This window comes from Streptococcus sp. HMSC062B01 (genome assembly GCF_001811085.1).
GTDB lineage: Bacteria > Bacillota > Bacilli > Lactobacillales > Streptococcaceae > Streptococcus > Streptococcus gordonii.
This window is the reverse complement of the sequence record NZ_KZ672774.1, coordinates 1-22506: the sequence shown is the minus strand read 5'-3', so window position 1 is coordinate 22506 and position 22506 is coordinate 1. Positions and strand designations below refer to the sequence as shown.

The 22506-nt window shown below is 32.0% G+C and carries 23 protein-coding genes and 2 pseudogenes; 23 read left to right on the top strand and 2 right to left on the bottom strand.

Annotated features, from left to right (window positions below):
• Window positions 1-3: 3 nt before the first annotated feature.
• Window positions 4-474: a conjugal transfer protein gene (locus HMPREF2780_RS02470; protein ID WP_105026069.1), complete on the bottom strand. Its 471-nt coding sequence runs from the start codon at window positions 472-474 to the stop codon at window positions 4-6.
• 21 nt (window positions 475-495) lie between these two features.
• Window positions 496-792: a hypothetical protein gene (locus HMPREF2780_RS02465; RefSeq protein ID WP_048789262.1), complete on the bottom strand. Its 297-nt coding sequence runs from the start codon at window positions 790-792 to the stop codon at window positions 496-498.
• Between the two features lie 879 nt (window positions 793-1671).
• Between HMPREF2780_RS02465 and HMPREF2780_RS02455 the strand changes: the two genes are divergently transcribed.
• From HMPREF2780_RS02455 to HMPREF2780_RS02330, 23 genes and pseudogenes are all read left to right on the top strand, one after another.
• Complete coding sequence (locus HMPREF2780_RS02455) at window positions 1672-2034, top strand: helix-turn-helix domain-containing protein (protein ID WP_105026068.1); 363 nt, start codon at window positions 1672-1674, stop codon at window positions 2032-2034.
• A gap of 112 nt (window positions 2035-2146) precedes the next feature.
• Complete coding sequence (locus tag HMPREF2780_RS02450; RefSeq protein ID WP_105026067.1) at window positions 2147-2590, top strand: hypothetical protein; 444 nt, start codon at window positions 2147-2149, stop codon at window positions 2588-2590.
• 56 nt (window positions 2591-2646) lie between these two features.
• Entirely contained in the window at window positions 2647-3633 is a 987-nt protein-coding gene (locus HMPREF2780_RS02445) for a hypothetical protein (protein WP_105026066.1), read from the top strand.
• Window position 3634: 1 nt separating this feature from the next.
• Entirely contained in the window at window positions 3635-3826 is a 192-nt protein-coding gene (locus HMPREF2780_RS02440) for a hypothetical protein (RefSeq protein WP_105026065.1), read from the top strand.
• Between the two features lie 113 nt (window positions 3827-3939).
• Window positions 3940-4725, top strand: coding sequence for a hypothetical protein (locus HMPREF2780_RS02435; protein WP_158672285.1), 786 nt, complete (start codon window positions 3940-3942; stop codon window positions 4723-4725).
• 87 nt (window positions 4726-4812) lie between these two features.
• Window positions 4813-5673 carry an ImmA/IrrE family metallo-endopeptidase gene (locus HMPREF2780_RS02430; protein ID WP_105026063.1) on the top strand — a complete coding sequence of 287 codons (861 nt, stop codon included), beginning with the start codon at window positions 4813-4815 and terminating at the stop codon, window positions 5671-5673.
• 8 nt (window positions 5674-5681) lie between these two features.
• The gene (locus HMPREF2780_RS02425; protein ID WP_105026062.1) at window positions 5682-6368 is read left to right on the top strand and encodes a helix-turn-helix domain-containing protein; all 687 of its coding nucleotides are present in this window, start codon (window positions 5682-5684) and stop codon (window positions 6366-6368) included.
• Window positions 6369-6405: 37 nt separating this feature from the next.
• Window positions 6406-6616 (top strand): annotated as a pseudogene (locus HMPREF2780_RS11710) (DUF5960 family protein).
• A gap of 69 nt (window positions 6617-6685) precedes the next feature.
• Window positions 6686-9628: an Eco57I restriction-modification methylase domain-containing protein gene (locus HMPREF2780_RS02415; RefSeq protein ID WP_233994370.1), complete on the top strand. Its 2943-nt coding sequence runs from the start codon at window positions 6686-6688 to the stop codon at window positions 9626-9628.
• Window positions 9629-9634: 6 nt separating this feature from the next.
• The gene (locus HMPREF2780_RS02410) at window positions 9635-11236 is read left to right on the top strand and encodes an Eco57I restriction-modification methylase domain-containing protein (RefSeq protein ID WP_105026061.1); all 1602 of its coding nucleotides are present in this window, start codon (window positions 9635-9637) and stop codon (window positions 11234-11236) included.
• Window positions 11237-11249: 13 nt separating this feature from the next.
• The gene (locus HMPREF2780_RS02405) at window positions 11250-12371 is read left to right on the top strand and encodes a DUF262 domain-containing protein (protein ID WP_233994369.1); all 1122 of its coding nucleotides are present in this window, start codon (window positions 11250-11252) and stop codon (window positions 12369-12371) included.
• On the top strand, window positions 12364-13041 hold the full coding sequence (locus tag HMPREF2780_RS02400; RefSeq protein WP_105026060.1) for an MAE_28990/MAE_18760 family HEPN-like nuclease: 678 nt from the start codon (window positions 12364-12366) through the stop codon (window positions 13039-13041). Before HMPREF2780_RS02405 ends, HMPREF2780_RS02400 begins: the two co-directional genes overlap by 8 nt.
• A gap of 1240 nt (window positions 13042-14281) precedes the next feature.
• The gene (locus HMPREF2780_RS02385; RefSeq protein WP_105026080.1) at window positions 14282-15025 is read left to right on the top strand and encodes a hypothetical protein; all 744 of its coding nucleotides are present in this window, start codon (window positions 14282-14284) and stop codon (window positions 15023-15025) included.
• A gap of 484 nt (window positions 15026-15509) precedes the next feature.
• Entirely contained in the window at window positions 15510-15788 is a 279-nt protein-coding gene (locus tag HMPREF2780_RS02380; RefSeq protein ID WP_002893755.1) for a DUF6110 family protein, read from the top strand.
• Between the two features lies 1 nt (window position 15789).
• Complete coding sequence (locus HMPREF2780_RS02375) at window positions 15790-17853, top strand: heavy metal translocating P-type ATPase (RefSeq protein ID WP_002893754.1); 2064 nt, start codon at window positions 15790-15792, stop codon at window positions 17851-17853.
• A 299-nt stretch (window positions 17854-18152) separates the two neighbouring features.
• Window positions 18153-18767: a CadD family cadmium resistance transporter gene (locus HMPREF2780_RS02370; protein ID WP_045500067.1), complete on the top strand. Its 615-nt coding sequence runs from the start codon at window positions 18153-18155 to the stop codon at window positions 18765-18767.
• An 11-nt stretch (window positions 18768-18778) separates the two neighbouring features.
• Window positions 18779-19117 carry a Cd(II)/Zn(II)-sensing metalloregulatory transcriptional regulator CadX gene (gene cadX, locus HMPREF2780_RS02365; protein WP_000711085.1) on the top strand — a complete coding sequence of 113 codons (339 nt, stop codon included), beginning with the start codon at window positions 18779-18781 and terminating at the stop codon, window positions 19115-19117.
• Between the two features lie 43 nt (window positions 19118-19160).
• On the top strand, window positions 19161-19295 hold the full coding sequence (locus HMPREF2780_RS11835) for a hypothetical protein (protein WP_023024363.1): 135 nt from the start codon (window positions 19161-19163) through the stop codon (window positions 19293-19295).
• A gap of 69 nt (window positions 19296-19364) precedes the next feature.
• The gene (locus HMPREF2780_RS02355) at window positions 19365-19649 is read left to right on the top strand and encodes a hypothetical protein (protein ID WP_233994368.1); all 285 of its coding nucleotides are present in this window, start codon (window positions 19365-19367) and stop codon (window positions 19647-19649) included.
• 569 nt (window positions 19650-20218) lie between these two features.
• Window positions 20219-20521, top strand: coding sequence for a TMEM175 family protein (locus tag HMPREF2780_RS02345; protein WP_004240734.1), 303 nt, complete (start codon window positions 20219-20221; stop codon window positions 20519-20521).
• On the top strand, window positions 20446-20787 hold the full coding sequence (locus HMPREF2780_RS02340; protein WP_000397556.1) for a hypothetical protein: 342 nt from the start codon (window positions 20446-20448) through the stop codon (window positions 20785-20787). The genes HMPREF2780_RS02345 and HMPREF2780_RS02340 overlap by 76 nt, the downstream gene beginning before the upstream one ends.
• 13 nt (window positions 20788-20800) lie before the next feature.
• Entirely contained in the window at window positions 20801-21124 is a 324-nt protein-coding gene (locus tag HMPREF2780_RS02335) for a potassium channel family protein (RefSeq protein WP_001253404.1), read from the top strand.
• A pseudogene (locus HMPREF2780_RS02330) lies at window positions 21121-22159 on the top strand (DUF389 domain-containing protein). Before HMPREF2780_RS02335 ends, HMPREF2780_RS02330 begins: the two are co-directional and overlap by 4 nt.
• Window positions 22160-22506: the final 347 nt, after the last annotated feature.

Below are 22506 nucleotides of genomic sequence, written 5' to 3'. Positions count from 1 at the left end.
CTCCTAATTATCTTTCTTATTTCCTGTTTGTTTCACTTCCTTAGTTTCCTTGGCTGGAGTAGCTCCCCCTTTCTTTTTGATTCTTGAGGCGAAGAGTTTAAAGATATCCCGATTATTCACGTGAATATGGGCGACAACAATATCTTCTAATTCTACTTCTTCACGGTATTTAATTCCCAGGTCTTCAATTTCAGACTCTGACATGTCTGCGATAGTGAAAAAGAGGGTTTCGTGCTGGACAGAAGAGTGAATCCCTACAACGATTCCACGGATCTCGCCTGTATTGACTTGGACAAATGATCCGTCAGGATTTCGTTGCGATTGATCTACTTCAAAGATGACTTCAGGACCTTCAATGCCTCGGAAAGTCAGTTTTCCAAGGATTGCCGGGACATCTAGTCCATCTGTAATGACACGATAGGTTTTATCCGCAATTTGTAGTTTTTCTCCGTAGTTTAATCCAATTTTAGCCATGTGATTTTCTCCTTTTATTTCTTATTTTTTAAGTACCAATTTTTCCGCAAAAACATTGCGGTAAGGTGCAACATTCTTACCATTTAAAATAGTGTCTGAGAAAAAGATTGGGTTAACCGCTTCTACTAGAGCATCTTCTGGAAAGACCGTTGTAGAGGCTGGTGTAATGACATGAAAGGCGCCGTGCTCTGCACTGTTTAGAATGTGACGTTGGTATTTTCCTTTTTTACCAAATACAGACTGAGGAGCTTTCCCCAATTTTTCATAATAAGCTTGACCAATAAATTCTGGTTTCATTTTTAGTGTTTCTGGAATCATAGGATTCTCCTTTCAAATTTTGAGTAAAAGAAAAAGAGTTAAGCTAGTTTCTTAACTCTTGAGTAATAGTGATTAAAAATTTTGCGTTTATACATACGACTATAAAGATCGATATCTCCATAAGCAAATCCTGTTTCTTTTGCCTTAGAGACCAAATGATCGATATCTACCAGGGCTTGGCTATATAGTTTAGCTAGTAGACTTTCTGAACTATCAAACATCCCATAGGTAAAGAGATAATTTTCATAGAGTCGTTTACATTGTAGTGCGAAAAAAGTTTGTCATAGAGTTCTCCTTTATTGTAATAAGAAAAAAGCTACTAAGTGAAAAAAGGAAAGAACTTAGTAGCTTGAGAGTAGGCCTATCTATCTAGATAGACAGCAGTAAAGAAAAGTTATTTGGTTGAAGGATCCCTCCTTCACGGTGGCAACGTTTAGCAAGGTGCTTTGCATCAATTACCATCGCTTTCCCAGCCAATCTCATTGGGGAGTCATCATCATACCCTTAAGATTCTCTTACGCCCTTTGGCGAAGCCAGTTCACTTTACTATTCGGAAAAGTGCGAAAGTCCGAAATGCGTGTAGGCCCACAAAGTAATAACGTTTGTTTTACATCCCAACTTCAACCACAAACGGACTTGACTTTACCTATCAAATATATTACAATAAAGTTGCTAAGTTAATTGTGTGATTTGATAATCAGTCCTCTGGTTGTCAGACGCACTTTTTATTTAATTTTCAAAGTTCATGATGCTGAATGTTAGGCATTATTATTTTCAACAATAGTATAACTACCAGCTATATTTAGATTATATAACTATAGGTTATATTTGTCAAGAGCTTTTTGGAAAAAATCTTTAAAAATTTTTAAGAGGAACATGATGGATTTTTCGGAACGTTTAAAGAATCTAAGAAAACAAGCACATTTAACCCAGGTAGATGTTGCTAACAAGTTAGGAATTTCGCAACCAGCTTATGCTTCATGGGAACGTGGAATTAAAAAACCAACCCAAGAAAATCTAGTCAAAATATCGAAAGTTTTAAATGTATCAATTGATTATTTAGTTGGAACTTCAGATGAAGGTGTAAAAGAAGACGAATTAGATAATGTAGAACTTCTATTTCGTATGAATTCAAAAGGTCTAACTGAGGAAGAAAAAGAAATCTTCAAAAAAGAATTGATTGAATTTATGGAAGAACGAAAAAAACTATTTTGTAAAGATAATAAGGAAAATAAAACATAGTTAATATAAATAAACTAAGGTTAGACAAACTTATAATATGATTGAGTGAGAAATAGACAAATAATTTTATATAGATATATAAGCAATTGAGAATAGAGGATTCAGAGAAAAAATGTGTAGTAATAATTGGGATTCATTTTGGAATGCGCTAAATGCGATAGGTACTCTTTCAGCAGTTTTGGTCAGTTTACATTTAGCTAGTAGAAAAAAGAAGGCCGAATTATCCTTACATAAGCATCGGACATATCATAAGGATGGGAAAATTGATCTTATTATTACAATAAAAAACGTAGGAGATGCACCAATAGCTATTACTGAATTTGGTTTCAGTAGAATTGTTAAAAGAGATGATATTTTCATAGATTGTCATACTTTTTTAAAAGATGAATTTCAATTAAAGCCTGTTGTAATTTTAGCAGGAAATATTCATTTAATTCAATTTGAGTTAGACCCCTCTATTAAGCCTGAATATAAAATAGTAAAAAAACAAATCGAAAATAGATTCTACACTTTTGTAGTGAGAGATAGCGAAAATAAACATTATTCAATTATATAAATCATTAGTTATTATCATGCATATTGATTATAAAGTTTAAAAAGTGAGTTTAAATCATGGAAAATTTTGAAATACAAATACCTGAAATAGGAGATTTTGAAATTGATGTTAGGAAAAAGGAACTATATAATTATAATTTTCATTCATACTCATTAGTTCCATTGCAAAAAGAGGCCTCTTTAATCATTACTGATAAAATAAGAAATAATCTATTTGCTCATATTCCTGAAACTAAATTATTAAAAAAACTTCTTGAAAAGAATGATGATGTGGAATATGTTGCAAAACTATCTAAAGAAGCAAAAGAAAAAATAAAAACAGGAGAATGGAGTTATGGTATACGAAAAAAGACGGGTGAAACCTATGCAGTATTAAAAGATACTGAAACTGGAAAAATCAAAAGTAGTGTAACTTTAGATAAAAGAGTTGTTCAAGATCTTGGCAATCTCCCAGAGCTTTCAGCAATTCAAAGCCAGTTAGCTTCTATATCTGAACAAATTGAATCATTAAATGAACTAGTGATCAGAGTTGAACAAGGTCAATATAATGATAGATTCTCTGGATTTTTTAGTTCGAGACAATTAATTCTCGAGGCTTTAGCAACAAAAAATGAGCAAATAAAAAGAGATTTATTACTTTCAGCAATAAAAGAAAATAATAGTACGATTTCAAAATTGATGTTATCAATTTTTACTGACAGTACTGATTTTACAAAATCTAAGCTTAAACCAAAAGATGCAGATAGGATTGGTAATCTACTTCATCAATCCATTAGTTATTTATCGTCTTCGGTACAATTGAATGTCATTGCTTATACGATGTTAGAAGAACAAGAAGCGGTGATGGCAGTATTAAGTAATTATCAAGGATTTATGGAACAAACTTTATTGGATACGAAATATGACGGGAAAAGTTTAGCATGGAAAATTGATAATTTTTCAAAGGGTGATAGTAATAATTTTAATCAATTGACCCAAGGAATTGTTGATAAAGTAGATGAGCTGATTAATAGTACAGAAAATTTACTAATAGAGGAAAAATAAGATGACAAATAAGAAGGAAAAAATCTGTATTGTCCCTAAATGCAAGAAGGAAGTTCATGAGTCTAAAGCGTTGTTATGTGGTGAGCATGAAAGAAATTATAAAGATAAGAGAAAAATAATTGGTCAGGGAGCGTTGGGGATAGGAGTAATGGCCGTTGGATTGTTAGTCAATGGACGGAAAAATAATAAATAGCATAGACATAAATTTTTGTTTTAAGTAAAAAAATTGAGTGGACATTTGTCCACTTTTTTATATAATTAACTTAACAAAATTATTTTGGATTTGTTATAGAAAGCAAAATTTTAATGGAAAAATCAATGATATTTAAAAAACTCGGAATCACTGGTAATAGAGTTTATAAATACACTAATATAAGGTTTAATGCACTTCTAGGTGTATCTTCAAATGAGTTTAAAGAGGAAGGATGTTACTTTAATCTTTATTATGATGAATTAGATACCCTAATTCCAATAACAGATATTAACACAATATCTTCTTCCGCTATAAAAAGCGAAGAAAACACTACAATTTATTCTTCAATAGGACAATCTAGTATAAGTAAAGAGAAGAAAAATGACATAAAAAGGACAATCAAGTGGGGGATTCTAGTTTCGCAAGATTGTGCGTTACCAACCCCGGAACATTATATTCGCTGTAATACTCACAAAGATTTACCATCAAAAAATTTAAGAAAGAGATCTCAAGGTGAGTTTGCTTGGATTCATTATGGACACTTATTAAGTAAAAGTATTTTGCAAAAAATAGGGATCAACGGTAAGTTTGTCGACACTTCAAATATGAATAATATCTATGCGCAAACAGAGAGAGCTAATGTTCATTCTGTCACAGATTGTGGACAAAAATTTTTTGAAGATGAAGTAATTAAATACATTGACGATTTGAAAGAGGAGCAATTTCTTTATTTTGAAGTCGAAGCTGTTTTTTGCTCTCGAAAAGATCGAGTTCCAGTAGGGAATAAATTAAGATGTGTTATATTAGATAAAAATAAAAACGAATCGAATGAAATGTTCTTTGTTTTTATTCCGAACTACCAAGAAGGATATAAATTGGATTACCGACATGGTTTTTAAAGTAGACAATCATCTACTTTTTTTATATAATAAACTCAACCAAAATGGTTTAGTTTGACTATTCATACTTAAAGGAGGTACCGTTCGTTGGATGAATTGTATTCAAGAGTAAGTAGTGTAACAAAACAAGCGTTATATCAGTTTATGAAGGATAAAGAGATTTCTTTACTGAACTATTATTATGAGTATTATTTTCAGTTTTGTGTTCAAGAAAATAATATTAAAGTATTTCCTCATCACTTTTCAAATCATAAAATTGAAGGTTTAACAGTAATTGATGATATTGGAACGAGTTTTTCTTATGAGCGTGACAATCCTAAAGTAAAGCAGAATTTTACTTTATGCCATGAATTAGGACACTTTATTTTGAAACATGAAGGTTCCTATTTTACAGAATCTGTAGATGCTCAAGAAAATATATTAGAGCGAGAGGCAAACATCTTTTCAGCTATGATTTTAATGCCTGATATTGTACTTCTTTCAAAAATCTACTATAATTATGAGACTTTTCAACATCTTCAGAATAAACTTGGTGTTTCAAAACAGGCATTATTTTTTCGTCTTTTGGATCTTCTTAGAGAATATTATCCTGGCAAAGAAAGTACTATTAAGCATGCTATTGAGGCTTATATTGAGGGGAGGAATTCCTTGATCCACCTTTTGTTTCACAGTATTAAAGAACAAATTATAAAGGAGTTTAACAACTATCAGACTTCTTTAATGAAGAAGATAGTGCAGTCTGTAAGTAAAAGAGGCTATGTTACTAGTCAGGAGTATCCTGAACTTTTAAATCAAGATAATTGGAAAACAATAAAGGATTGTTATGATAATCTAAAAGTATGGCTCATTTATAACAAAGGAAAATCTATAGCTTATGTTTGGGATAAGAATAAGCTAACGGAGAAAGAGGCAAAACAAAAAGCGGAATTAAAATTACTATTAATGTGAGGAAAACGATGTATCAACTAGAAAAACTAAAGACTCGTAGAAAAGAGCTGAAATTGACTCAAAAGGATATTGCGGATCAGTTAGATATTAGTTATCAAGCCTATTCCGCATGGGAACGTGGAGTAAAAAAACCATCTAGAGAAAAAGTTAAACAACTAGAGCAGATTCTAAATGTTCCAAAAGGTTATTTTACAGAGGTCGAAATCGTCCGACTATATAATACTTTATCAGATGAAGGCAAGGATCAAGCACTTAGTTATGTTAGAAACCTAGTTCAAAAAGAACAATGTAAGAATGTTATTTCAATATCAGAAAAACTATACGAATACCATGTTTACGAAAAAATGTCTGCCGGTATCGGTTCATCGGTTTATAACAATCAGGACTATGATACTGTTTATTTTGATGAAGAACTAGCTCATGATTTTGCTTCATGGGTATCTGGAGATTCAATGGAGCCTAAATATCAAAATGGCTCTGTTGCCCTCATTCGTGAGACAGGTTTTGATTACGATGGAGCAGTTTATGCTGTGGTCTGTAATAGTCAGACCTACATTAAACGAGTTTATCGTGAAGAACACGGTTTAAGGTTAGTATCTATCAATCCAAAGTATAGAAATATTTTTCTTTCTTACGATGAAGATCCGCGAATTGTGGGGATTGTCGTTGGAAACTTTATGCCATTAGAGGGATAGCTTATGAGTGAAAAAACTCTATGAAAATAAATTGTAGATCGATTATTTCTCGGATGATTATACTCGATTTGAAGAAAATTTCCAAAAGTATTTAGTAATAGACGTACTGTTAAGATTCTCTGATTGATAATATCTTCAGAACAATAGCTATTAATCAGAAAAAATATTTAAAGGTGAACAAAGAAAATACAAAAGATGAAAGAAATTATTGTTTTTATTTTGTGATAATTAATCAGGGGGCTGGTTAAAACTTTAATTAAAGAAAGCGCGAAATAAAAACAATAATTTCTAACAGAAAGTGATGCAAAATTGATATAATGGTCATTATGAAGGAAAACACGATAGAAATTCAAGAATTAAAAAAATTGGTAGAGCGTTTTAACGCTGATTTTAAAAACTATAAAAAAGATCAAACATACAACGAGGCAATGACAAGGCAACAGTATATTGATGTTCTTTTGAAGTTGCTTGGTTGGGATATTACGAATCCAATGGGACTCTCATTCAATGATAGAGAGATTGTTGCGGAAGAGTATTCAAGTGAAAATAAAAAAGATAGACCTGATTATACTATCAGGATGAACGGGATAAGTAGGTTCTATATCGAAGCTAAGAAAGTCAGTGTAGATATTTTTAATGAAGCAGATCCAGCTATTCAAACAAGACGGTATGGTTGGAATAGTAATCATAAGATATCCGTCCTAACTAACTTTGAATATCTTGTGATTTACTTAACCTATGCTATGCCAACTAAAAATGATACTTCTAAAACATATCGTTATAAATATTATCATTATACAGAATACGTAGAGAAGTTTGATGAGATTTATGACTTACTTTCAAGGGAGTCAGTGGTGAAAGGAAAATTTGATCAATGGACCTCTGATATTTCACCTCTTGATTCAACAAAAACATCTTTAGACACTATTTTTCTGAGTCAATTGAACAGATGGAGAAAAGATATTGGTCAAGAACTGTATTACTTAGATGGCGGTTTCAGTAGTATAGCATTAATGAATGAACAAATCCAAGATTTTTTGAATCAAATAATTTTCTTACGATTTGCGGAAGATAACCACTATGAATCTACAGAAATGCTAAAAAATGAGATACTGAAGCAACCAGACTATATAAAATATTTTAAAAAACTAGATAGAAAATATAATTCAGGACTCTTTACTGACGCAAATATTATTTCTAAAATAAGTTCTAATTTATTAACGGATATTGTAGAAAATTTATATTTCCCTAATGTATCTTATGATTTTTCAGTAATTGATTTATCTATTCTAAGCAAAGTTTATGAGTATTTTCTACAGGAAGAATTAGTAATTGAAGACGGAGAAGTAAGACTCAAAAAGACAAAATCAGCCTCTGTAAAAGCTGTGGTTTCTACTCCAGATAATATAGTGGTATCTATGGTTAAGAGAGTTTTATCTAAAAAGTTAGATGGGAAAAATCCTGATGAAATCCTGAAATTAAGAATCGCTGATTTAGCAGTGGGATCGGGCATATTTTTAATTGAGGCTTATAATTATATAGAAGCATATTTAACCCAATGGTATGCAGATGAAAAAAATATGATTCCTAATCCTTTGTTAGTACCTTTTGATGTAAAGAAAAGGATCATCCAAGAGGTATTGGTAGGATTTGATATTAATAGTCAAGCAGTTCAATTAACAAGATTCTCGTTAATGCTTCGGATACTATCTTTCGAAGGAAAAGAAAGGGTTGAAAAAGTGACACCTATATTACCTAAACTTGAAAATAATATTAGGTGTGGAAATTCTCTTGTGAGCATGTCTGATTTCGATTTACTTAATCTTTCATCGGAAGAATTATTTGAAATCAACCCAATGTTGGATGGACTGTTAAGTGAAAAATATGATGTAGTTATTGGCAATCCACCTTATCTAAGTAAAGAAGATATAAAACAGTCTACAAATTCGAAAGAAATTGCTGTATATGACGAGATTTATAAATCTACAATAAAACAATATGATAAATATTTATTGTTTATGGAGAGATCTTTAAAAGTTGTTAAAGACGATGGAGATATAATCCTTTTAGTTCCCAACAAATTTATTAATATAGAAGCTGGAAAAGGAATTAGAGATGTTTTAAAATCAAAAATGTTTCTAAAAAAAATCTTTGACTTTAAGTATACTCAGATTTTTCCTACGGCAACAAACTATGTATCAGTAGTACATTTGTCTAAATCTGAACACTTTGAATATGTTGAAATTTCAGGTTCGGATGAAGTGTATAAAGATAAAAAAGGGGTGCAATATTCTCTAGATGACTTAACAGGCAGTCATTGGTTTTTGACAGATGATATTCGGCTAAAGACTCAATATGAGTTTGCAAAAAATAATTTTCCTAGCATAGAAACTGTTATTACTCCCAAAAATGGGGTTCAGACTAGTAGGAACTCGGTTTATATTATTCCTAAAGCAAAAACTAAAAGTTGTAAAGATTCAATTTTTTATGATAAAAATGGTAAACAATATAAATTGGAGAAACAGCTTCTAAAGGATTTCTATAAACCAAATGGAAATAAGGTAGGAAGATCATACAGTACACTAATTTCGGATAGTTATATTATCTTTCCTTACTCAGAAGGGAAAATAATTTCTGAGTCGAAGCTGAAGTCTGAATATAGTGGAGTCTATGAATATTTCTTTGATCACAAAACTGAGTTATTACCTAAAGCGATGGGAGGTAGTAGAGATGTTAGAGGATCTAGTACAGAAATTATATGGTATCAATTTGGTAGATCTCAATTTCTGAAAGAGATAACTGAACCTAAGATAATTGTAGGTGTAATGTCTAATCAACCTAATTTCAATATTGATACTAAAAGTTTTATTTATGCTTCTGGTGGAACTGCTGGCTACATTGGTTTGTTTTTGAAAGAAAATTCTCAATATAGTCTGGAATATATACAGGCTTGGTTAAGCCACCAGTTCACGGATTTGATTTTTCAAACGATTGGTAGCTCTTTTGAAGGTGAATTTTATAGTCATGGTACAGCATTATATAAAGATATTCCCTTGCTGCCAATAAATTTTAATTCAGAAATTGAAATTGAAAAATACAATTATATAAACGCTTTGGTACGTGACATAAGCAATCTCAATGAAGAAATTGATCAACAAAACAGTCGTAGGTTAAAGGAAATTTTGAAATCAAAAAAAGAAATCTTAATTGATCAAATTAATTCAACATTTGATGAGTTGCTTGAAATCAAAATGAGGTAATATAAGGTGAATATAAAGGAAAATCAAACGAAACAAAAGCTGATGGGGGCGTATTACACACCTGATGAGATTGTTGATTTTATGTTACGTTGGACTATAGAATCAGATAGACCGCAAAGGATTTTAGAACCTTCTGCTGGAGATGGTCAATTTTTAAGAAGGATAAAGGAGATTAATAGAGAAACCCAAATTACTGCTATCGAAATAAATGAAGAAGAATCAAAAAAAATTCCAACTAATCTAAATTGTGATATTAAAGTTCTTGTTGATGATTTTTACAAATTTTATGAGGAACAACGATTTGATCAAAGTTTTGACGTAGTTTTAGGAAATCCACCATATATTCGATATCAATTTTTATCTGAATCTCAAAGAGAATTTCAAAGTGATATTCTGATGAATAACGGCTTAATAGCAAATAAGTTGATTAATTCTTGGGTTGCCTTTTCTGTGGCAACTTTAGAAATGTTAAAAGCAGGAGGAAAATTTGCATTTGTTCTTCCAACTGATCTACTTCAGGTTTCTTATGCGAAGCAACTTCGTACTTTTTTTAGAGAAGTATTTTCTGAGCTCAATATTGTCACTTTTGAAAATTTAGTTTTTGATGGGATTCAGCAGGATGTGATCCTGGTAATGGGAATTAAGAAGAGTTATATTGGTGAAGAGATAAAACTACGTACAATTCATATAACAGATAAGGATGAACTTGAAAGAGATATTTCAAGATATGAGTTAGATGAATATACTGATTTTGAGAGTGACAAATGGTCTAGTCTTAATCTTCCTAATGATCAACGTAGATATTATGACCGTACTTTGAAAAGAAAAACGATTCCTATAACAGATTTAGCTAAAATTGAAGTAGGAATTACAACGGGAAATAATAAGTACTTTGTTATAAATAAGGACACACTTGTTGAATTTTCATTAAAAGAATATGTTAGACCGTTACTAGGTAGGAGTGTAGATACTTTTGGAATCACTTATTCGCAATCTGATATAGAATTAAATGATGAGTTAAATAAAGATATTTGGCTACTAGACTTTAATAATAAACCACTTAATTCAGGGGCTTCGAATTATATTTCTTATGGAGAAATAAATGAACAGAATAAAGGATATAAACTAAAAATACGAAATAAGTGGTATGAAATCCCCTCAATTTGGGTACCTGATGCATTCTTATTAAGAAGAATTGGACAATATCCTAAATTAATTCAAAATTTATCTCAGGCAGTAAGTACAGATACATTCCATAGATTAAAGATTGAAAATTCTTCTTGTTATAGTATTGAAGAACTAATATTTTTGTTCTATTCTTCCCCGGCGATGCTATCTGTTGAATTAGAGGGTAGGGTATTCGGTGGAGGAGCATTAGAAATTCTTCCAGGAGATTTGAAAAATGTCCGTATTCCTATGATAAAGGGTCTAAAAAACATTTCTGATCTATTTAAGCAATTAGATTCAAAATTCAGAGATAATGAGTCGATTTATAATATAGTGAAGTGGGTAGATGAGCAGTTGTTGTTGAGTGGTCAAACAGATATTGATTTAAATATGACATATCTAGCGTGGTCGAAAAAAAATATAAATAGATATAGCAAATAATTAAAGAGGATTTATGATGTTAAAATTAGAGGCAGAAATTAATAAAGAGCAGTTAGATAGACTTAAACTTCAGATTAAAGAAAAATCAAGTCAAATTTATAGAGATTCATATCAGATGTCTATTGGAGAATTAATCAATCTTTATAGAGATGATGAACTTGATATTCATCCAGAGTTTCAGCGAGTATATAGATGGTCACCTTTTCAGAAAACCAAGCTAATTGAGTCTATTATGCTTAATATTCCAATTCCTTCAATATTTGTTAGTCAGAATGATGATGGAGTGTGGGATGTTATTGATGGAGTACAGAGGCTTTCAACAATTTTTGAATTCGTTGGAGTTTATAGAAATGATTTAGGTGAACTAGCACCACAACTTATTCTTGAAAAAACTGACTATCTCCCATCTTTAAAAGGGATTTGTTGGGAAGATCTTCCAAAAGAGCAACAGATAGATTTTAAGAGATCAAGAATCGATGTAATTATTGTAAAAAAAGAAAGTGATTCTAATACCAAGTATGAACTTTTTCAACGCCTAAATACAGGAGGGACACAGTTATCGGGACAAGAAGTTAGAAATTGCTTGATGATTATGACTTCAATGGATTTTTACACTTTAATAAAAGAACTATCTGAAGATATAAAGTTCTCAGAAATTGTTACAATAACTGACCAAAAAGAAAATGAGAAATATAAAATGGAACTAGTTCTAAGAGCTTTAATTTCGTATGCTTCTAAAAGTGAAGATTTAATCCAGTACAGTGATCTTTCGGAGCTGCTCGATAAAGAAACTATCAAGTTTGCAGAAGGTAAAATTTCATTTGATGAATTTGGAGAAAAATTTATAAAAATAGTTGAAAAACTTCATAATGTTTTCGGGGAAGACGTATTCAAGAGATACGAGGATGGAAAATATAAAGGCCCATTTTTAGTGAGTAGTTATCAGGTGATTTTATCTGGTGCATTATTGAATTATGAAACATTTATGGAGATGAGCAATGAAGAATTGATACAGAAAATCAATAAAATTTATGAACAAAAAGAGTATATTGAAAATACTAAAGCAGGAGCAAGAGCAATTCCTAGAATCGTAAATTTAACCTCGTTTGGAAAGAACTATTTTGGTAATGAGTAAGATAAACACTATTGAGCAACTTACAAAAAAAATTGATAAAGAGATGGCTTGGCGGAAAAAGGATTTATCTGGGATAAAATTTGATCTTGAAGCTGTTCAATTCGAGAAGGATAATAAAACAAAAGAAAGGTATATAAAGTATGGCATAGTTATACTTTATTCTCATTGGGAAGGAGCTGTAAAAAATATTGCAGAATACTATTTAAACTTTGTTTCGTGTCAAAAGCTTAGATATAGTGATTTAAAGAAAAATTTCCTAATGTTGGGGATTAAAAATTTAATCGATGAAACCAGTAAAACTAAAAAATCAACAAAAAGAACAGAGCTAATAGAGACAGTTTTTTCGAAGCAGAATGAAGAATCAAAGATACCTATAAATGATATAATATCTGCAAAAAGTAATTTAAATTTTGAGATTCTAAGGGAAATTTTAATAACAATAGGAATTTCAATAGAACCTTTCTCTATTTATGAAGTTTTGATAGATGAGAAGTTGCTTCAAAATCGAAATTTCATTGCACATGGTGATCATTTTAACCGGTTAGATGGTGTTGTGACGATAGAAGATTTTAAGGAGTTACATGAAAAAATTCGTGATGTGATTGAATTGTTTTCGAATACGATAATAGACGCTGCTCGAAATGAAGAGTATAAGAATAAAGAATGCTAAGTTTAATTAATCAGAGATTATAAATTTTCAATCTTTAAAAATTGTATTATTTGGAGTTAAGTATATCAATTATCTATCAGTTATAGAAAATAATATAACATAGTTTGTTTAAAATACATCTTCCCTATCCAAAGGTGGATAGGGTTTTTCGTTGTTCATTACACGTTCTAAACAATCAATACTAGATCTTAGATGAAACATTTCATGTTTTCTATATTTTTCATCTTGTGAATTCAATAGTTCGTTTAGGTGACGTCTAATATGCCAAATGGCTTTTCTAATATTTGTTTCTTTTAAATTATTCATGAATCCATTGTATAATAAATTATAATCCAATCTTTTTGCTTAAGCTAATTTGCATGAAATATAAGCTATTCGGTTAATAACAAGCTTAGAAGTTTTTTGAAGTAACCTATTTAGCACAAAAGAACACCTATTCGGTAAAATAGGTGTGAATGATGTTATTTATATCCATATTGTTTTAGAGCGTTTTTATATGCTTCGCTAGCTCTTAGATAGTAGTCGTGTTTAACTTCACTGATATTAATAGAAAAGACACCATCTTTAAATGAATATTCTTCTGTTCGACGTGCGATATTTTGTCCAGTTAATTCGATCGTATTCTTTTGTTTGTTAATAGTAAAGCTGTCGGCTTCTCCATGCTAAATGGAAGCATTTTCTCGTTTAATAGTAAAGGAGAACTTGTTTCTTTCACTTGAGAACCAATAATACTCACCATCTAAAGATTGGTAGTTGTTTTTAGAGCAAGCAATTAACGTAATTATTGATAACGAAAGTAGTAGTATACCTATTATTTTTCTCATGATCTTTGCCCCCTTCTATAAATTTAATTATATCAAATAATATTACGAGAGTGTGTCAGTGTCTGTTATAACGGAAAAATGAAGAAATGTCTATTATAACAGCAAATAATAACTTTCGGGAAAATTGTTATTTTTCGGAAAGTCAAAATGTTGTTATTTATGATATACTTATATTGAGTTTATATCTTTTGGATGTTCCAGGATCATGAACATTCTAATGTTTTATTTAGACACTATGGACCTCTAAGGAGGATGGATTTCAGTGGACTTTCCCAAATATTCATATCAACTCTAGCTGATAAGAGAAATCGAATCTCAAGGAAGTCCTTGAACTACAAAACTCTGTATCAATTTTAAATGAGCCAGGTGAAATTTCTAGCTTAATTTGACAAATTATGAAAAATAAAGGAATAGTAATGGAATTAATTTATAGAACAAAAATTCATAGACCCAATAAATACGAACGCTTTCATAATGAATATTATCAAAAGGGAGATATCATTGAAAAATATACCATTTCTAGCACACGAGTACCAGGTCGTCTAGAAAAAGATGAAACCAGAAGAAATGATTGTAAATATTTGAGCGCGTCTTGGCATATCCAAGATCCTAATATGCCACAATGGCTGAAACAATATATAGTCAATACATCAGAAACTCATATTGAAGACCTGATAAATGAATTACAGACAAATGGATATCGTGTGCATACATGTGATGATAAGCCTTTACTTATCTTTAAAGACAAGATTGTTAAAGTTTTTATTGATCAGGTATGGATAGATATTATACCTTTGATAAAATTATATTATAATAGGAAAAAAGTCTCGGACAATTTACTCGAGCAGTTTGAAAAAGATTGGCTTGATCTTAATGTCTCTTATCAACAACTGTTAGATAAGCAAGAGGAAGTGAACTTACTCAAAAAAAACGAGGAATACGATAAATTTTATCAAAAATTTTATGAATCCTACAACTCAGAAAACGCAGCTGGTGAATTAAATAGATTTTTGTTAGATCTGATTTCTACTACAAAGGGTACTGAGAAGGAATATTTTGTACAATTACTGGAGAAGGTTCAAAATCAAGATTTCACACCTGAACTTTATGCTAATACCTTAGCAACTATATTTACTCGAGAAAGACCCAAGATTCACTAAAATAGTGTATCTCTATTTTAGGTATATATACCATCGTCACTCCTAAATGATTGTTTCTTATACAAATTGGTAAACTAAACAATAAGTCTTACATTGGTTATTTGCTTTTAGCTGGCAATTAACAAGGATTTTATTAGTAATTTGTTAAACAAATAATGAGATTACTCTTAAAAAAATTTTTTGTAAACTTAAATTATCAATAAAAAGAGGTGAAATTGAATGAATTATTATCAAGTTGAGTTTAAGGATCCTGATGATTTCTTAAAAACTCAAACAGAAGATTTTATTAAGACTATTTGATTAACACTCCATAACTCTACTTGAGTGTTTACACATAATTATTGACAGTATCAAAAAATAAAGTATATTGTTTTCATCATAATATAATTAGATATCAGTATAGAGAATTTTATCTATATATCAGATATCAGCAATTGCTTTTGCTGTCATTTTTCGCTACAATAGTTACAAGGAGGAAATAAACATGTTAAAAGAAGTATTAAACGTCGCAAAAGTTGCGAAAAAATCATCTCTCTTCTTAGGAGGGGTAGCATTTGGGACGCTTGGCTTGAAAGTCTTAGCAAGTAAAGAAGCTAAGAAAGGCTATTCTAAGGCCTTGGCTAAAGCTTACAAATTGAAAGATGGACTGGATGCATCTGTTTCTGTTGTAAAACAACACGGTGATGATGTTTTACAAGACGCTAAATATTTATACGAACAGGAAAAGAAAGAAGAACAATTAGATAGCCTGACAGGTGAATAATATGTCTTTTAAAGTGCTACACAGAGGATATCAACATATCCGATTATCGTCCTCGTTTTCACTGACCTTGGATATTCAAGATTATCTTCGTTCCTTGGCTAAAGATGAAAAAGGGATCGACTCTATTCAGTTTTATATGGATCAGCAGCACTTTACTCTACGTATGAAAGAAGGCTTCTCTGTATTAGAAAATGCAGAGGCCTTTTTAAAAAAAATTGACAAGGGGAAAGTTTCGGACTTGATGACTCTTCCCATTCGTAGAGAAGAGAGTGCTTATTCAATTGTATCGGGTGCAGCGATTAAGCGTTTGCTGTTTCGAAGTTTTGTACCCTACCCTATTCGTTATATTTGGACTTGTTATCAGGCTTTGGGTTATGTCAAAGAAGCCTATCAAACTTTAGCGCGCAAGGAACTAACCATGGAGGTCTTGGACTGTTCGGCCATTTTGTTGTCCTTGTTTATGAACCAATCCAAGACAGCTAGCAACATCATGTTTATGCTTGATTTGGGTAATCATCTGGATCAGTGGTCTTTAAAAAAAACAGCAACAGATTTGGAACAAAGCCTTCTTGCTAAAGAAAGTGATGTTTTCTTAGTGCGGGGAGACATGGTCATCAGCATCAAGAGTTCTGATGTTCAAGTAGGTGATGTATTAGTTGTCTCCCAAGGGAATGAAATCTTGTTTGACGGCCAAGTGGTTTCAGGATTAGGCATGGTCAATGAGAGTTCCTTGACTGGAGAGAGCTTCCCTGTTGAAAAGAAAGAGGGAGATTCTGTATGTGCGAATACTGTTTTGGAAACAGGAGAGTTAAGAATTCGTGTGACTGATAATCAGATAAACAGTCGTATTTTGCAACTCATCAATCTGATGAAAAAATCTGAAGAGAGTAAGAAGACAAAACAACGTCATTTTATTAGGATGGCAGACAAGGTTGTAAAATATAACTTCTTAGGTGCTGGTTTGACTTATCTGTTAACAGGTTCGTTTTCAAAAGCCATTTCCTTTTTATTGGTGGATTTTTCATGTGCTCTAAAAATATCCACACCTGTAGCCTACCTTACGGCCATAAAGGAAGGTCTAAATCGAGAAATGGTTATTAAAGATGGTGATGTATTAGAAAAATATCTGGAAGTGGATACTTTCTTGTTTGATAAAACGGGTACCATCACGACGAGTTATCCTTTGGTTGAAAAGGTTCTTCCTTTCGGAGATTATACTGAGAAAGATATTTTAAGAATAAGTGCATGTTTGGAGGAACATATCTATCATCCTATTGCCAATGCAATTGTTAAACAAGCTGAAATTGAAGGCATTGAACACGAAGAAATGCATGGCAAGCTTCAGTATGTTGCAAGCAAAGGGATTAAATCGCAAATTGATGGTCAATCGGTTGTCATTGGAAATTATGTACTAATGCAAGACGAACAGGTAAGAATTAGTTCTGAGCAGCTGGCCTTGATTGAGCAATATAAGACTCATTACAATTTATTGTTTTTGGCTTATAAGAAAGAATTAATTGGGATGTTTTGTATCCACACTCCCTTGAGAAGCGAGGCGAAAGTTGCATTGAAAAAGCTAAAGCGCCAAGGGAAAAAACTGATTCTGGCAACTGGTGATACGTTGGCTAGAACAGAAGAGTTGGTTAAAGATCTGCCATTTGACAACGTTTATACTGATTTAAAACCAGATGGTAAGTTTCAGTTGGTTCAGGAATTACAGAAAGCTGGCCGAACTATTTTGATGGTTGGAGACGGGTTAAACGACTCTGCTGCCTTGACGCTTGCAGATATTGGGGTTGTGATGAATGAAAGTGCTGATATTTCTAAGCAGATGAGTGATATTTTATTATTAGATAATCGTTTAGATTTCTTCGAGGAATTGAATTCTTTATCTGAATCGTTGCAGAAATTAATTCAAAGAAATATTCAAGAAACAGTTGTAATAAATGGAAGTTTAATTGGATTTGGGTTGTTAAATTGGTTAAGCCCATCTAATCTTTCGATATTGCACAATCTGACTACTTTAAGAATCGTCCTTCGTAGTCTTTCTATTAAAAGTAGGTAAGAGACCGAGAAGCTGAGGTTATAAAAACTAAAAGGAGTTGTCTCATTTGAGAATAACGGCTCTTTGTCAACTGTAGTGGGTTGGTGGAAAATTATACCCTGGAGAGGACCAAATTGGTTCTCTCCTTTTAAATATTGAAAAAACCATTGGCAGTGGACATACTTTAAGACTATATATTTCTGAAACTAGTTTCACAATACAAATATTGACATGCAATTATTAATTGGTGGATTTTAAGTTGACATCTACAAAGGTTAATGTTAGAATACATTCAAAAATATATTTGAATGAGGTGTTTTATGATTCAAAATATTGTTACTTCAATAATCCTGTATTCTGGGACAGCCGTAGACTTACTTATTATCCTAATGTTATTTTTTGCCAAAAGAAAAAGCAGAAAGGACATTATTAACATCTATTTAGGACAATTTCTAGGCTCTGTTAGTCTAATATTCCTAAGTTTGCTTTTTGCATTTGTCTTAAATTATATTCCTAGTAAAGAGATTTTAGGTTTACTCGGTTTGATTCCAATTTTCCTAGGCCTCAAAGTTTTGCTTTTAGGAGATTCTGATGGAGAAGCTATTGCAAAAGATGGTTTGCGAAAAGACAATAAAAACCTGATCTTTCTAGTAGCTATGATTACTTTTGCAAGTTGTGGCGCTGACAATATTGGTGTTTTTGTCCCATATTTTATTACCTTAAATTTAGCGAATTTGATAGTGGCTTTACTTACTTTTCTAGTCATGATTTATCTCTTGGTTTTTTCTGCCCAAAAATTGGCACAAGTCCCTTCTGTTGGAGAAACTTTGGAAAAATATAGCAGATGGTTTATTGCCGTTGTTTATTTAGGATTGGGGATGTATATCCTGATTGAAAACAACAGCTTTGACATGCTAAGGACTGTGTTCGGTTAGGAGAAAAAATTATGAAAAAAGATAGTATATGCCAAGTGAATATTATAAATCAACAAAATGTTACAACCGCAACGAACTACCTTGAAAAGGAAAAAGTCCAAAAATCACTTCGTATTTTATCAAAGTTTACCGATAATAAACAGATAAATATCATCTTTTATCTTCTTGCTGTTGAAGAACTCTGTGTCTGTGATATAGCCTGTTTACTAAATCTCAGTATGGCATCTGCCTCCCACCATCTTCGTAAACTAGCCAATCAAAACATCTTGGACACTAGAAGAGAGGGGAAAATTATATATTATTTTATAAAAGATGAGGAAATCAGAGATTTTTTTAATCAACTAGGATAACAACTATTTTTACTACTTTTCCATGATTATAGGGAGATTATATATGAAATTTTTTGATGAAAATTACTCACAAGAAATACCTACTCGTATCAAATGTTTAAGAAAAAAGTATAATTTAAAGCAAAGCGACCTAGGTAATGCAGGTCAAGTTAGGCAAATTGAAAAGGGAGAAATTTGAAAGAATTTGTATCTTTTATTTTTTGTTTCATTTATGCCCTATGCTACTGGAATAGTTAGTAGTCATTTCATGAATCATACGGCACAGCTCTTTTATGGACTGATCGTTATTGTTTCAACGGTAGCAAACTGGTTTTTACATAAAGTAATTGATAAACCCAATATAGATCAGAAAGAATTACTTGAAGTTACCGCACAATATAGAAAGTTATTGATACCTGACCTAATAATTAAAGGAGTGGGATTGATTCTATCCTTAATTGTCTATCCTCCGATTATGATGTATAGTGTTTTAATTGCGGCATTTTACATCATAACTTTAAAAACACTATCCGAAAAAAGAGTGAATAACTAAAAAACGGTGACCAAAGTTAGGTGTATTATTTTAATGCTTAGAGACCTAAACTATTTCCCCGTTTAAAAAATATTGATTCAGATTTTATGAAATCAATTAGTAGATATCGTTCTGAAAAGCCCTGATATTACGCTATTTTTAGTCCATCTGAAACCCATACTTTCCAAACCAGGCTTGAAAAAAGCTCGTAAAGCATCACAATTTAGTAAACGTTAAAACTTATTTAAACTTATTGAAAGCATTTCGTATCAAAAATACGGGATGCTTTTTCTGTTCACCCCAAATTTTTGTAACTAGGTGATACTTGAAATTAATACAAATTTGGTTGTTTTTGATAAATCTAAGCAACACTAAATGATGAAGTGAAAGGGGATGAATCTTTGATAGTATTCATTTATTGTGAAATATGATATATTTATTAATTAGATGGATGAATACTTCTAGAGTTAAATATAGCATAATAGGGACAGACTTTTTGGTTTATTTTTGTTTGTAGTCGGATTATGAAAGAATATCCAATATTATGCGATAAGATAGAATGTTACAAAAAAGAAAGGGGATGCAATCCGATGAAGAAAGACAGATTAATTGTATTGACAGATGCTGTTCTAGCAATTATTATGACCATCTTGATTTTAGAGTTAGAAAAACCAACAACACCAAGTCTTGAAGCTTTTTGGGATTTACGGCAAAATTTCTTTGCTTGTTTTCTTTCCTTTTTCTGGTTGGGATCGTTATGGATGGCACTAAACACATTATGGGAAAAGGTTGAGAAAATTTCCTCAGAAATTATTTGGTGGAATTTGTTTCTACTCTTGGAGCGGCAGGAGTTCTCTTTGGAGAATTTCATGCCATCCAAGATACCAGTCTGAATGATGTGGTGGACCGGATCTATATAAATGTCAAGGATTTACCGTTTCAGTCCTTGGGAGCTTTAGCTAATATCCTGTCTGATGTTAAGAAGGGACTGATTCAAGACAGTCATATCTGGTCTTTCTTCCAGTCATTTTTCAAACAATATCAGTTGATAATCAGCTTAAATCAGATCTATCAGTTTGTCTATCTTTCTCTGATGGAGATCATGTCCTATCTTCACTTTGATTATTGGAAAAAACGGCTCGGTCAGGAGCTAGTATGAATAAGGAGAACAAATGAGACGTTTAAAAATGTTATGGCATATTATACAGGTTACGGGTTTTACTCGGTTTGCTCTGAGTTTTGTGACCTTTGTTTTTGGGTCAGGAGGCGTGCTTTTCCTAGTTGAACCTGCTATCACAAATTACGGAGACGGTCTTTGGTATGCTTTTGTGACTTCGACGACTGTCGGCTACGGGGATCTCCTAGCTGTGACCTTGATTGGAAGGATTACCAGTGTCTTCTTGACGATTTATGGGCTCATATTTTTTGGCTGTTTATCAGCTGTTATTATTAATTATTATACCGATTTAAATAAGGAAAGAGGAGAGGACAAATGACTGCCAATTATTCAACACGGGAATACCGTGAGAAATTATACGATGACCTTCATGTTCGATTGAGAGATACAGCGATTTTGATGTGTGCAATTTTTATTGCCTCTATCGGTCTAAATATGAATTCAACAGCTGTTATTATTGGAGCCATGTTAATTTCACCTCTCATGACACCGATTGTTGGACTGGGATTCGGTTTAGCTATTTTTGATACGCGTTTAATCAAGCAATCTCTAGAGGTTTTATTTACTCAAGTATTGGTCAGTTTGCTTGTATCGACTCTATATTTCTGGATTTCTCCCTTATCTTATGCAAGTAGCGAGTTGATTGCACGAACATCTCCAACCATTTGGGATGTTCTCATTGCTATCGCGGGTGGGATAGCAGGTTTCATTGGTTCAAGGAAAAAAGAAGCAAACAATATCGTACCAGGAGTAGCCATTGCAACAGCTCTGATGCCACCTATCTGCACTGCAGGATAATGGAAATGTACGATTTTTATTTGGGGCTCTTTATCTTTTCTTGATCAACTGTGTCTTTATCATGCTAATCAACATTGTTGGAACAAGAATTTTTATGAGAAAATCTCCCTTAAGTTCATTTAATGAGCTAAACATTAAAATGAAAATTGGGTTGATATCCTTGATTGTATTATTGATCCTTCCAGCCAGCTATTCGGCAGTTACTCTGACAATAGAACAAGCGCGCAAAGAAGGGATCAAACAGTTTGTAGGAAAAGAGTTCGCCAATTATACGGTTATTAATCAAGTCTACAAGTCAAGTAACAATGAATTGGTCTTGACGGTTGTTGGAGATCCGATTTCAGAAGAAGAATTAGAAACACTCCACCAAAAACAAGCCTCTTACGGTATTCAATCTGTTCAATTGAAAGTGAATCAAGTTCAGAACTCGCCAACATTAGATAGTGAAGCGACCAAGGAATTTTATGAAAACATTGACAAGTATATTGATCAAAAACTCTCTGAAAAAGATTCACAAAACGATCTCGTAAAAGAAAATGAAGCAGACAAGGATTGAGGACAATGAACTGAATCGGTTTTTACGCCGTGTTTTTCTTGTATCTTCCTCTTTCTTACTTATAGCAGGTTGTTTTTGCTTGAATAAGAAATAAATTAGAAGTTCTATCATCTAAGAAAAATGATGAAAAAAATCATTTAACTAATGGTGTGAACGTTTAGTGTTTATCAGCTCCATTCTCTGTAATTTTGGGGGTAAAATCCACACCATTTAGATAAAATTAGTTGAATTTGATTGGAAAAACGCTTTTATAAAAGCGGAGAAAAGTCTTGATATTACGCTGTTTTTAGTCCAACTGAAATTCATACTTTCCAAACCAGGTCTTAAGAAAGCTCGTAAAGCTTCAC